13 protein-coding genes are annotated in these 12,193 nt (G+C 73.1%); 8 read left to right on the top strand and 5 right to left on the bottom strand.

The features are described 5' to 3' along the window. Positions 1–112: 112 nt before the first annotated feature. Positions 113–949 carry a hypothetical protein gene (locus tag ACIQ6R_RS16455; protein WP_404221981.1) on the top strand — a complete coding sequence of 279 codons (837 nt, stop codon included), beginning with the start codon at positions 113–115 and terminating at the stop codon, positions 947–949. 24 nt (positions 950–973) lie between these two features. Continuing rightward, the gene (locus ACIQ6R_RS16450; RefSeq protein WP_404221978.1) at positions 974–1,462 is read left to right on the top strand and encodes a flavin reductase family protein; all 489 of its coding nucleotides are present in this window, start codon (positions 974–976) and stop codon (positions 1,460–1,462) included. Between the two features lie 186 nt (positions 1,463–1,648). On the opposite strand, the gene ACIQ6R_RS16445 is transcribed toward ACIQ6R_RS16450, so the two are convergent. Beyond that, positions 1,649–2,032, bottom strand: a complete 384-nt coding sequence (locus tag ACIQ6R_RS16445) for a hypothetical protein (protein WP_404178253.1) — start codon at positions 2,030–2,032, stop codon at positions 1,649–1,651. A gap of 362 nt (positions 2,033–2,394) precedes the next feature. Continuing rightward, positions 2,395–3,312, bottom strand: a complete 918-nt coding sequence (locus ACIQ6R_RS16440; RefSeq protein ID WP_404178256.1) for a MurR/RpiR family transcriptional regulator — start codon at positions 3,310–3,312, stop codon at positions 2,395–2,397. A 274-nt stretch (positions 3,313–3,586) separates the two neighbouring features. Between ACIQ6R_RS16440 and ACIQ6R_RS16435 the strand changes: the two genes are divergently transcribed. Next, positions 3,587–3,748: a hypothetical protein gene (locus tag ACIQ6R_RS16435; protein WP_404178259.1), complete on the top strand. Its 162-nt coding sequence runs from the start codon at positions 3,587–3,589 to the stop codon at positions 3,746–3,748. A gap of 76 nt (positions 3,749–3,824) precedes the next feature. Further along, entirely contained in the window at positions 3,825–4,262 is a 438-nt protein-coding gene (locus ACIQ6R_RS16430; protein ID WP_404221976.1) for a DUF3662 domain-containing protein, read from the top strand. A 176-nt stretch (positions 4,263–4,438) separates the two neighbouring features. Here ACIQ6R_RS16430 and ACIQ6R_RS16425 read toward each other — a convergent pair whose 3' ends face one another. Next, positions 4,439–5,137, bottom strand: a complete 699-nt coding sequence (locus ACIQ6R_RS16425; protein ID WP_404221974.1) for a nucleoside/nucleotide kinase family protein — start codon at positions 5,135–5,137, stop codon at positions 4,439–4,441. A gap of 54 nt (positions 5,138–5,191) precedes the next feature. On the opposite strand from ACIQ6R_RS16425, the gene ACIQ6R_RS16420 reads away from it, so the two are divergent. The 4 genes from ACIQ6R_RS16420 (at position 5,192) to ACIQ6R_RS16405 (ending at position 10,533) form a co-directional block, all read left to right on the top strand. Continuing rightward, positions 5,192–5,932 carry a beta-phosphoglucomutase family hydrolase gene (locus tag ACIQ6R_RS16420; RefSeq protein WP_404221972.1) on the top strand — a complete coding sequence of 247 codons (741 nt, stop codon included), beginning with the start codon at positions 5,192–5,194 and terminating at the stop codon, positions 5,930–5,932. Next, complete coding sequence (locus ACIQ6R_RS16415) at positions 5,929–8,283, top strand: glycoside hydrolase family 65 protein (protein ID WP_404221970.1); 2,355 nt, start codon at positions 5,929–5,931, stop codon at positions 8,281–8,283. Before ACIQ6R_RS16420 ends, ACIQ6R_RS16415 begins: the two co-directional genes overlap by 4 nt. Before the next feature lie 185 nt (positions 8,284–8,468). Then, positions 8,469–9,947, top strand: coding sequence for a hypothetical protein (locus ACIQ6R_RS16410; RefSeq protein WP_404221967.1), 1,479 nt, complete (start codon positions 8,469–8,471; stop codon positions 9,945–9,947). A gap of 97 nt (positions 9,948–10,044) precedes the next feature. Continuing rightward, entirely contained in the window at positions 10,045–10,533 is a 489-nt protein-coding gene (locus ACIQ6R_RS16405; protein WP_404221965.1) for a DUF5709 domain-containing protein, read from the top strand. Positions 10,534–10,713: 180 nt separating this feature from the next. Here ACIQ6R_RS16405 and ACIQ6R_RS16400 read toward each other — a convergent pair whose 3' ends face one another. Both ACIQ6R_RS16400 and ACIQ6R_RS16395 read right to left on the bottom strand, forming a co-directional pair. Then, on the bottom strand, positions 10,714–10,935 hold the full coding sequence (locus ACIQ6R_RS16400; protein WP_404178279.1) for a hypothetical protein: 222 nt from the start codon (positions 10,933–10,935) through the stop codon (positions 10,714–10,716). Positions 10,936–11,052: 117 nt separating this feature from the next. Beyond that, entirely contained in the window at positions 11,053–12,162 is a 1,110-nt protein-coding gene (locus ACIQ6R_RS16395) for a PP2C family protein-serine/threonine phosphatase (protein ID WP_404221963.1), read from the bottom strand. Between the last annotated feature and the right edge of the window lie 31 nt (positions 12,163–12,193).

Raw genomic sequence — 12,193 nt, 5'->3', positions numbered from 1 at the left:
CACACATGACACTCAGTGCAGTGATCAGAGGGAACTGAGTGCCCTCGACGTTTCGCTTCCTTGCTGCGCCGGTCGCATACGATCACTTCCGGTCAGCCCCGAGGAGTTCCGCATGCCGTCCGCCCGCCCCCGCATCCTGTACGTCACCGACCTGGCCTACGAGGCACGCGGTCGGCGTTACCGCGACGAGGACATCTTCCTGACCTCCCGTCTGCGCGAGGACTTCGACCTGGCCCTGTGCCACCCCGGTGAGGCCGCCGCCCTGTTGGACGCCTTCGACGCGGTCGTCGTCCGCAACAGCGGCCCCGTGCTGGGGTACCAGGCCGCCCACGACGCCTTTCGCGAGCGCGCGGCCGAGCGCGGAACCCGCGTCTACAACCAGCTCACCGGCCGGGCGGACATGGCCGGCAAGCAATACCTCATCGACCTGACCGACGCGGGATACCCGGTCATCCCCACCGTCGGCCGGCCGGAGGACCTGCACCGGCTGCCCCCGTCGGACGAGTACGTCGTCAAGCCCAGGCTCGGCGCGGACTCGGTGGGCCTGCGGTTCGTGCCCGCGGACCGCGTACGGGAGACGGTGCGCGGCGACGCCGGAGACATACTCGTCCAGCCGCGCGTCGACTTCGCCTACGAGGTCTCCTTCTACTTCGTCGACCACGACTTCCAGTACGCCCTGTACGCGCCGCGTCCCGACCGGCGCTGGCGGCTGGAGCCGTACGACGCCTCACCGGAGGACCTCGACTTCGCGCGGCGGTTCATCGACTGGAACGGCGTCGAACACGGCATCCAGCGCGTCGACGCCTGCCGCGCGCCCGGCGGTGAGCTGCTCCTGGTCGAACTGGAGGACCTGAACCCCTACCTGTCCCTGGACGCCCTCGACGAGGCGGGCCGGAACTCCTTCGTCACCGCCCTGCGGACGGCCCTGCGACACCTCCTCGCGGCATGAGCCCGTCCGGGGAGGGCGCCTAGCATGGCCGTCATGGACGCGTTTCTCGGCCGACTGGACCCGGACATGTGCGTGGTGACGGCCGCGGCGGACGGGGAACGGGCGGGCTGCCTGGTCGGTTTCTCCTCGCAGTGCTCCCTCGACCCCGTGCGTTTCGTCGTATGGCTCTCCGAGGTCAACCGGACCTTCCGGGTGGCACGGTCCGCCGACGTCCTGGCCGTCCATCTGCTCGCCCGCGACCAGCGCGGGACGGCCGAGATCTTCGGCGGGCAGACCGGCGACCGGGTGGACAAGTTCCGGCAAGTCGGCTGGCGTGAGGGGTACGGCGGGGCGGTCGTGCTGGACGACGCCGAGGCGTGGTTCGTCGGCCGCGTGGTGGAGCGGGCCGCCGGGGGTGATCACGTCGGTTTCGTGCTCGACCCGGTCGAGTGGGGCGGGCGGGAGACGGCCGGCGGACGGCTGCTGCGGCTGGCCGACGCCCACACCATCCGGCCGGGGCACCCGGTGGACTGACCGGCGCCGACGGGGACGCGGCCGGTTCGGTCGACATCCGTACGGTCTCGCCCGGGTCCGTGCGGTCTCGCCCGGGTCCGTGCGGGACAGCCCGGGACTGTACGGGACTGTACGGGATGGGCCGGGACCGTACGGGACAGACTGGACCCATGCGGGGCAACCCGGAACAGCACAGGACAGGGCGGGTCAGCGTCCGGCGGTGCCCCGTTCGGCCAGTGCGTCGGTGACCGCCCGCACGCTGCGCGCGATGTGCTGCAACTGCAGGACCTCTGCCGCGTACAGCTTGATGGTGTGCTCGATGACCGACTCGGGCAGGCCGAGCCGGGGCAGGTCCGCCCGGGCGGTCTGCAGGGCGGTGCGGGCCACCCGGATCTCGTGCTGGACCTGGATCTGCGCATGGCGGGCGAGCAGCACGGGATGGCGGATCAGCGCCGGGTAGCCCGCGTAACGGGCCGGCACCAGCTCGCGCAGCCACTTGGCCGCCGAGCGTTCCCAGTCGTAGCTGCCGGGCGTCTTGACCTGGCACGGCCAGTCCGGGCTGATGCGCGTGGTCGTCAGGGGCATGATCATCGCTTCCGGGGTGTGCGGCGTCGACGGGGTGGGGCGACGGTTGGGGCGGTCCCGGTCCAGGGGACGACCGGGACCGCCGCGGGCGCTCGCGCAGGCGATGCCCGGCGGAACACCCCGGGTGCGCCGGAGCGGGTAGGAGCCGGCGGCCAGGGATGTTCGCGCAGGTGTGGACGCGCTCCGGGGCGGCCGGGTCGCGATCCGTGAGCAGTATTTATATATGCCATCTGCTTTGCAAGGCGTATGAAAACATTCATGCCTGCTTTGACGGGGATGGCCCCCGTCTGCGCCGACCAATTGCCCTGCCGGTCCGGAACTCGGGGCCGGACACCGGGCCTGAAACCGGGACCGAAACCGGGACCGGCTCAGTCCCGGAGGAAGAACTGGTGCTGGTCGGCGACCTGCTCGTACTCCTCCAGGCGGGCCTGCGTCCGCTCGGGATCGGCGTCGGTCATGGCCTGGAGCAGCGCCGCGCACATCACGCCCGGCGCCGCGTAGGAGTCGAAGACCAGCCGGGACCCCGTGCCGGTGGCGAAGGTGACGTCGGCCTCGTCCACGAGGGGGCCGAGCGCCAGGTCGGTGATCAACGCCACCTTCAGTCCGGCACCGCGTGCCACCCGGACGGCGCCCAGGGTCTCGTGGGCGTGCCGGGGCATGGAGAAGGCCAGCACCCAGGTGCCGCCCGCCTCCCGGGACTGGAGCAGGGCGTCGTAGGCGACGGTGCCGCCCCGGGTCACCAGGCGCACGTCGGGGTGGACGCGGCGGGCGGCGTAGGCGAAGTACTCGGCGAGCGAGACGGAGATGCGCAGCCCGAGAACGGTCAGCGGCGCGGAAGCGGCCAGCTTCCGTCCGACGTCGATCACCCGGTCGGCGTCGGCGAAGTCGCGCCGCAGGTTCTCCAGGTTCTCGATCTCGGCGTCGACGGCCGCCTGGAGTTCGTTGCCCCGGTTCTCCTCGGCCGGAGCGGCGCCGCGGGTGCCCAGCGCGATCGACTGGAGCTGCTCCCGCAGCGCCGGGTAACCGCTGAAGCCGACCGCCGAGGCGAACCGCGTCACCGAGGGCTGGCTCACGCCCACCCGGTCGGCGAGGTCGGTGATCGACAGGAACGCCGCCTCGGTGAGGTGCTCGATGAGGTACTGCGCGATGCGCCGCTGGCCCGGGGAGAGGCGAGGCCGGTCGAACAGCGTCCTGAGCCGGGTCGTGGGGGAGACCTCCGTCTCCGGGACCGCCCGCCCCGAGGTGATCGCCGAAGCCTGCGCACGTGCCTGCTGCGGCGATGGCACGGATCCGCCTCCTTTGTCTCCCACGGAGGTCAACATAGCTCACCCCCTGTTTCCATCAGGACGGCGTCATGGGCCGCCCCTGAGCCCGCGAGGGCCGGAATCCACCCCGCCCCGGACCGGACACCGCCCCGCTCGGGAGTCAGATCCGCCCCGCCCCACAGCCGTCGTCCGCCCCGCACGAAACGGCATCCGCGCCCGCGGGGGGATAGCACGGGCCTGTCCGGGAACCCGCCGTCACGGAAGCAAGCCACACTACGGACGAGGAGCCGCCGTCATGACCGTCCCGGAAGAGAACCGGCCGAAGACCGACACCACCGACGACGTTCTCGAGCAGCGCGACGAGGAGGCGCCCCGCCCGCCGGGTGGCACCGGCCGGACCATGCGCGAGGCCCTGGAGGAGGCGCACGTCCGCCCCGCCGACTACGACGAGGAATGACCGCCCGACACCCGCGCGGCGCCCGCGCCGCACCCGGGCGGCCGACCCCCGAGAACACCCGGCAGGTGAGTACCGCATGGGCGCCATCAGCGCGCTGGAGAAGGTCCTGGAAAACGGTTGGGAAGCGTTGTGGGCGCGGGTCTTCGACAGGGACCCTGTCGAACTCCTCGACGCCCTGCGCACGGAATGCGACAGCAACGCCGTGGTCTCGCCCGAGGGGCGGGTCATGGTGCCCAACGCCTACGACGTCGCACTCGCCGGCGTCGTCCACGAGGAACTGGCGCGCCGCGACGGCCGGGTGGGCCAGGTGCTCACCGACAGCCTGGCCCGGCACGCCGAACGGCAGGGATACGAGTGGGCCGGCCCGCTGGCCGTGCACATCACCGAGTCGGACGACGTGCCCAACGGCCGCTACCGCGTGGCGAGCAGCGTGATGCCGCACGTGAGCGCCGTCGGCTTCCCGCACGCGGAGTCCCAGCCGCGCTCCACCGACGGCGGACGCGCGACCGAGTGACGCGGACGCGCGACCGAGTGACGCGGACGCGCGACCGAGTGACGCCGAGGCGCGACCGAGAGACGCCGACGCGCGACCGAGTGGCGACGTGGCCGAACGGGCGGCATCGACGCCGTCGAACGTCCGGTCGAGGACGAGCACACGGTGACGCCCCACCCCCGCCGGAAACCCGGACGTCACGCACCGGGCCGGTCCCGCCCACTCCCTCCGTCCGCGCCCGGCATCGCCCCCGCCGGTACCACGAGGTCGGCGCGGTCCCGGGTCCCGGCGACCAGGTCGGCGTTGCGCTGGTCGGTGCCGAGCACCCAGGCGACCGCGTCCTCGTGGGACTTGCCGAACCGCTCGTGCCGCGCCACCAGCCGGCGGATCCGCTCCGTCTCCGCCGGCTCGCAGAACCACACCTCGTCGAGCCGGGAGCGCACCCGCGCCCACGCGCCGGTCCCCAGCAGCAGGTAGTTGCCCTCCGTCACGACCAGCCGTGCCGTCGCCGGCACCGGCACGGCCCCGGCGATCGGCTGCTCCAGTACGCGTTCGAAGCCGGGCGCGTACACGGTCTCGCCGCCCGCCTCCTCGTCGTCAGGTTCCTCGCGCAGCCGGCGCAGCAGCGCCGCGTACCCGGCCGCGTCGAAGGTGTCGGGCGCGCCCTTGCGGTCCCGGCGGCCGAGGCGGTCCAGTTCGGCGTCGGCGAGGTGGAAGCCGTCCATGGGGACGTGCGCGACCCACGGCTCGCCCGTCCCGTTCAGCTCCCGCACCAGATGGCCGGCGAGCGTCGACTTCCCGGCGCCGGGGCTTCCGGCGATGCCGAGGATCGCGCGCCGCCCGCCGCCCGGCAGGGAGCGGGCCCGGTCGAGAAGGTCGTCGAAAGTCAGCGGCACACCGCAGAGTGTGTCACCTGATCGGACCCGCCCCGGCGGGGAACTGTCTCGGCTATGACGACGCAGCTGGGACTTCCCGACGACATCCAGGCCTGCCTCTTCGACCTCGACGGGGTCGTGACCAGGACGGCGGTGGTGCACGCCGCCGCCTGGAAGGAGACGTTCGACGCCTTCCTGCGCGAGCGGGACGGCGCGGACTTCCGCCCCTTCACCGACTCCGACTACGCCGAGTACGTGGACGGCCGCCCGCGCGCCGACGGGGTGCGCTCCTTCCTCGCCTCCCGAGGCGTCGAACTGCCCGACGGGGACCCCGACGACCCGCCGGACGCGCAGACCGTCAACGGCGTCGGCAACCGCAAGAACGAACTGCTCCTCCAGAAGATCCGCACCGACGGCGTGGAGCCGTACGAGGGCACGCTGCGCTACATCGAGGCGGTCCGCGCCGCCGGCCTCGCCACCGCGATCGTCTCCTCCAGCGCCAACACGCAGGACGTGCTGCACTCCATCGATGCCGAGCGCCTGTTCGACGTGCGGGTCGACGGCGTGGTGGCCCGGACCCGGAAGCTGCCGGGCAAGCCGCGCCCCGACACCTTCCTGGCCGCCGCCCGCGACCTCGGCGTCGACCCGTCCCGCGCCGCCGTCTTCGAGGACGCGCTGGCCGGCATGGACGCGGGACGCTCCGGGCACTTCGGCTACGTCGTCGGCGTGGACCGCGTCGGCCAGACCGACGCGCTGTACGCCCACGGTGCCGACCGCGTCGTCAAGGACCTCGCCGAGCTGGGAGGCCAGGCGTGATCACCAACCGGACGTACACCGTCGAGCCCTGGTCCGTGCGCGAGACCGCCCTCAACCTCGACCTCCTCGCGCAGAGCGAGTCCGTCTTCGCCCTGTCCAACGGGCACATCGGCTGGCGCGGCAACCTCGACGAGGGCGAGCCCCACGGCCTCCCCGGCAGCTACCTCAACGGCGTCTACGAACTGCACCCGCTGCCGTACGCCGAAGCGGGCTACGGCTACCCCGAGTCCGGCCAGACCGTCATCAACGTCACCAACGGCAAGCTGCTGCGGCTGCTCGTCGACGACGAGCCCTTCGACCTGCGCTACGGGCGGCTCGTCAAGCACGAACGCACCCTGGACCTGCGACGCGGCGTGCTGGAGCGGACCTGCGAGTGGACCTCCCCGGCCGGTACGACCATCCGGGTGCGCTCCACCCGGCTGGTCTCCCTCACCCAGCGGGCCATCGCCGCCGTGGAGTACGAGGTCGAGCCCGTCGACAGCCGGACCCGGGTGGTCATCCAGTCGGAGCTGGTCACCAACGAGAGCCTGCCCTCCCCGGACGGCGACCCCCGGACGGCCAAGGCGCTCCAGTCCCCGCTGGAGCCGGAGGAGGACCTCGCCGTGGGCTCGCGGCTGCGCCTGGTCCACCGGACGCGGCGCAGTGGACTCAGGGTCGCCGTGGCCGCCGACCACGTCGTCGACACCTCCGGGGAGATCACCACCAGCAGCGAGAGCAACACGGACGTGGCCCGGCTGACCATCACCTCCGTGCTGGCGCCGGGACAGCGGCTGCGGGTGCAGAAGACGGTCGCCCACGGCTGGTCGGGCGCCCGCTCCCGCCCCGCGATGAGCGACCAGGTCGAGGCCGCGCTCGCCGCCGCCGCGCACAGCGGCTGGGACGGACTGGTGGCGGAACAGCGTGCCTACCTCGACGACTTCTGGGCGCGCGCGGACGTGGAGGTGCACGGCGACGAAGAGATCCAGCAGGCCGTGCGCTTCGCCCTGTTCCACGTCCTGCAGGCCGGAGCCCGCGCCGAGCAGCGGGCGATCCCGGCGAAGGGACTGACCGGCTCCGGCTACGACGGACACGCGTTCTGGGACACGGAGATGTTCGTGCTGCCCGTGCTGACCTACACCGAGCCCAAGGCCGTCGCCGAGGCGCTGCGCTGGCGCCGGGACACCCTGCCCGCCGCCCGGGACCGCGCCACCCAGCTGGGGCTGCGCGGCGCCGCGTTCCCGTGGCGGACCATCGACGGCTCGGAGGGCTCCGCGTACTGGCCGGCCGGCACGGCCGCGTTCCACGTGGCCGCCGACATCGCGCACGCCGCGGTGCGGTACACGGCGGCGACCGGCGACACCGACTTCGAACGCGACACCGCCCTCGAACTCCTGGTGGAGACGGCCCGGCTGTGGCGCTCGCTGGGACACCACGACCACCACGGCGTCTTCCACATCGACGGCGTCACCGGCCCGGACGAGTACAGCGCCATCGCCTACGACAACACGTACACCAATCTGATGGCCCGCTCGAACCTGCTCGCCGCGGCCGACGTGTGCGAACGCCACCCGGACGAGGCCGCGCGGCTCGGCGTCGACGACGAGGAGAGCGCCGCCTGGCGGGACGCCGCCGAGTCCGTGCACATCCCCTACAACGAGGAGATCGGCGTCCACGAGCAGCACTCGGGCTTCACCCGTCACCAGCGCTGGGACTTCGCCGCCACCGCCGCCGACCAGTACCCGCTGATGCTGCACTTCCCCTACTTCGACCTCTACCGCAAGCAGGTCATCAAGCAGTCCGACCTCGTGCTGGCGATGTACACCTGCGGCAGCTGGTTCGACGCCCACTGCGACGAGGACCAGATCGCCCGCAACTTCGCCTACTACGAGCCGCTGACCGTACGGGACTCCTCCCTGTCCGCCTGCTGCCAGGCGGTCGTCGCCGCCCAGACGGGACACCTGCGCCTGGCCTACGACTACGCCGCCGAGGCCGCCCTGATGGACCTCGCGGACCTGGAGCACAACACCCGCGACGGACTGCACATCGCCTCGCTGGCCGGTACGTGGATGGCGCTGGTCGCCGGGTTCGGCGGCACCCGCCGGGACGGCGACAGCCTCCGGTTCACGCCGCGCCTGCCCGAGAAGTTCAGCCGCCTCGCCTTCCGGCTCCAGTTCCGGGGCCGGTGCCTGCGCGTGGAGATCGGCGCCGACAAGGCGACGTACACCCTGCTGGACGGCGCGCCCCTGACCATCCATCACCACGGGAGCGCGCTGACCGTGAACGGGGACGGTCCCGTCACCCGCCCCGTCCCCGCACCCAAACGGCGCCCCACCCCCGAACAGCCCCCGCATCGCCGCCCCAACGCCCACTGACCGGCCGACCGCGAAGTGGGGCGGGGGGGGAGGAACGAGACAGTGCGACTGGCCGACTTCCCCCCTGCGCTTGCGTGGCCCGCGGGTTAGTTTGACCTTGTTTTCCGGGTTTCCGGGCTCCCGCCCCCGGCGGCAGGAGGTGAGGAACGAGCGGACCCGCGACGAGCGGGGGTGAGGGGTGCACGATGGCCGACGGCGCGAACGCCATGCTCGCCGGCAGACGCCGGGACGAGGCGACGACGGCGTCCGGCACGCCCCGGGGCCTGCGCGGTGACGCCCTGATCGCGGCGGTGGCCGCCGTCTTCACCGTGTTGCAGCTGGTCCTCGTCCACCCATGGATGGGCCTCGGCTGGGACGAGACGGTGTACGTCAGCCAGGTGACCTCCCACCACCCCGCCGCCTTCTTCAGCGCACCGCGCTCCCGCGGCGTCTCCCTGCTGGTCGCGCCCGTCGCGTCCTGGTCGTCGTCCACCGAACTGCTGCGCGTCTACCTCGCCGTGCTGTCCGGCCTCGGCCTGTACCTCGCCCTGCGGGCCTGGAAGGGTCTCTTCCCGGCCCGCGTCCTGGCGACGGCCGGCGCGTTCTTCGCCACCCTGTGGGTGACCCTGTTCTACGGTCCGCAGGCCATGCCCAACTACTGGGTCGCCATCGGCGCCCTGATCTGCGTCGGCTCCTTCCTGCGGGCCCGGCAGGGGCTGTCCCGGCGGGCCGCGCTGTGGGGAGTGGTGGCCGGAGCCGCGCTGATGGCGTGGATGCGCCCGACGGACGCGGTCTGGGTGACCCTGCCTCTGCTGGTCCTCGTCCTCGCGCGCCGCCAGTGGCCGCTGCTGCTCGCCCTCGTCGGCGGCCTCGCGGCCGGGGGAGTGGAGTGGGTGATCGAGGCGTACGGCTGGTACGGCGGCCTCGGGGAGCGGCTGTCGAGGGCGTCCGAGATCCAGGGCGGCCTCGGCTGGAACTTCGCCGTCGACGACCAGATGCGCAGCCTGGGCGGACGGGGCCTGTGCCGTCCGTGCACCGGCCCGATGCCGCACCCGGTGGTCACCCTGTGGTGGATCGTCCTCCCGGCCGTCGCCCTGCTCGGAGCCGCCGTCGCCGTCCGGGCCCGGCGCGCCGCCCGCACACTGGTCCCGTTCGCCTGCGCCGTGACGGCCGCGCTGCCCTACCTTTTCATGATCGGCTACGCGGCGCCCCGCTTCCTGCAGCCCGCTTACGCCCTGCTCGCCGTCCCGGTCGCCGTGGCGCTGTGGCACCTGGTCGGGACGGTACGCGGCCGATGGCGTCCGGTGGCCGTGTCGCTCGTCGCGCTCGCGCTGGCCGGCCACCTGGCGGTGCAGTTCGCCGTCCTCGTGGGCACCGTGGACCGCAACGTCGAAAGCCGCGAGGACTGGGCCCGCGTCGCCGACGAGCTGCACCGGCTGGGTGTCCGCCCGCCGTGTCTGATCACCGGGCACGAGTCCATCCCGATCGGCTACTACACGGGCTGTTCCTCCGGTGCCACCAGCGGCAACAACGAGAACATCACGGCCGCCGAGATCGTGGACACCGCCCGCCGCATCCCCGTCGCCGACGTCACCGGCCCCGGCGGCACCCCGCCCGGCTACGCCCGCGACTGGAGCCCGCACCGCATCACCGACCTGAGCATCCGCGTCGCACCCCGGGGGTGAGGACGCCGGACCGGGAGCGGGTTAAAGATCGCGTATCGGGAAACGCGAACCGCACACCCGGACCAACGAGCCGACGCAGCGCGAGAGGGAGGCAGCGATGGGCACGGACCCGATGGCCGACGACGTCTACCAGCCCACCGGAACCAACGAGGAGCAGGAGGACGCCGCACCCCTCGACCTCCAGGACGCCGTCGACGAGCGGACCTACGACGACACGCTCGACGAGGGCTACTCCCCGCCGGAGAAGCCCCTCGGCGTGACCAAGCACGGCACCACGGCCGCCGAGCAGCACGACGGCGAGACCCTGGACGAGCGGCTGTCCCAGGAGGTGCCCGACGTGTCGGCGCCCGCCGGGGACGGCGTGGGCGACACACCCGGCGGTGACGGGGAACCGGTCGACCCCGAGGCGGGCACCGAACGCTCCGGCCGTCTGGTCGCACCCGACGAGGGGGTACGCACCGACACGACGAAGGAGACCGTCGCCGAGGACGTCGGCATCGACTGCGGAGCGGCGGGCGCCGAGGAGGCCGCCATGCACGTCGTGGAGGACGAGACGGCGCTGCCGGACGGGGAGAACGACCGATAGGGGCGCCGGCCGTACCGGGCCGGATCGCAGCCCCCGGGCGGGGGCCTCGGCCCCCGGCCGCCGCGGGCCGAGGCCCCCGCCCGGGCCTCCTGACCCGCCCGGGCGCGCTCACGCGTCACATGGCCCGGACCGGTGCCGCCCGCACCGGTCCGGGCCATGTGACGCCCGGTGGCCGCCCGGTCAGGGCAGGAGCTTGTCGAGGGCGGCGGGGCCCTCCTCGTCCAGCTTGCGCCTGGCCCATTCGAGGTTCTTCGGGGTGACGTCCCGGCCGGCCGCGAGGACGATGTCCTCCGGAGACACCTCGGTGCCGGTACGGGTGTGGAGCAGGTTGTCCGGGGTGGCGCGGTCGTTCCCCGCGCGTGCTTCGGACGGGCGGGAGGCGTCGGGCTGTGACGTCGACATGATCAGTGCTCCTCGGATCCGGATCGCTGCTTCGGTGCCGTGCTGTTGTCGGTCCCGAATATCCCGATAACACCATTCAATGCGGAAGCGGCGCCCGCATCCGGAGACCGACGGGATTCAGGCCGTCGCCGGAGGCGAAGGAGTGAGGACGAGCATCGTGACGTCGTCGTCCACGTCCGCGCAGAAGCGCACCAGATCGGCCCAGACACGGTCGGGGAGCACGGCGGGGTCCTCGTCGGCGAAGGCGGTCAGCCGGTCGGCCAGCGGGTAGAAAGCGCCCTCGGCGTCCCGGGCCTCGACCACCCCGTCCGAGGCGAGGAAGAGCCGGTCGCCGGGGCGCAGGGACACCGTGCACGCCTCGATCGCGCCGGCGTCCGCCAGCCCGAGCCCGAGCGGCGTCCACGGCGAGACCTCCAGCTCCGTGGCCCGGGCGCCCCGCAGCAGGAGCGGCGGCGGGTTGCCGCAGACGACGACGCGGACCTCCAGGGCGTCGGCGGAGAACTCCAGCAGCGCGGCCGTCGCGAACAGCTCGGCGTGCCGCGTCTCCGCCGAGTCCACCAGCAGTCTCCGGTCGAGCCGCCCGGCCACCGACGCGAGATCCGGCTGGTCGAGCACCGCCTCGCGGAACGCCCCCAGCAGCGAGGCGACCGTCGACACCGCCGACAGCCCGTGCCCCTGCACGTCGCCCGTCACGACCCGTACGCCGAAGGGGCCGTCCCGTACGTCGAAGAAGTCGCCCCCGACGAGCGTCCCGCGCTGCGCCGCCCGGTACAGCCCCGCGCAGCGCACCGCCCCGACCCGCTCGGGCAGCGGGGGGACGACGGCGTGCTGCGCGGCCTCGGCGACCGTGCGCTCCAGCCCCAGCTGGGTGTCGCGGCGACTGCGCACGAAGGACACGAAGACGCTGAGCCCGGCGACGAAGACGACGGTCAGCAGGTCGGTGTCGCCCGGCCGGTCGAGCTGGAAGGCCGGGATGTTCAGCAGTGCCACCACCACGCCGCCCAGCAGGGCGGTGGCCAGCGGGCTGTAGGACAGCACGGCCAGCGGCGGGATGGCGCCCAGCAGGAAGCCGATGTCGAGGGGGTCGTGGCTGATGAGCGTCGCCGCGCAGATCGCCACGACGAGGACCGGCGGCAGCACCCGCACCCAACGGGGTGGCGGAGCCCCGCTCAGCCAGCTCCGCCGGTCCTCGCCCCGGCGCGGTGGCAGGGCCGACACCTTTCGCACACCACCACGCTCCTACGCCGCCCGCCCTCCC

The organism is Streptomyces sp. NPDC096048 (genome assembly GCF_044763415.1).
Classification (GTDB): Bacteria; Actinomycetota; Actinomycetes; order Streptomycetales; family Streptomycetaceae; genus Streptomyces.
The sequence above is the reverse complement of the archived record's forward strand: the minus strand, read 5'-3'. Positions and strand labels throughout refer to the sequence as shown.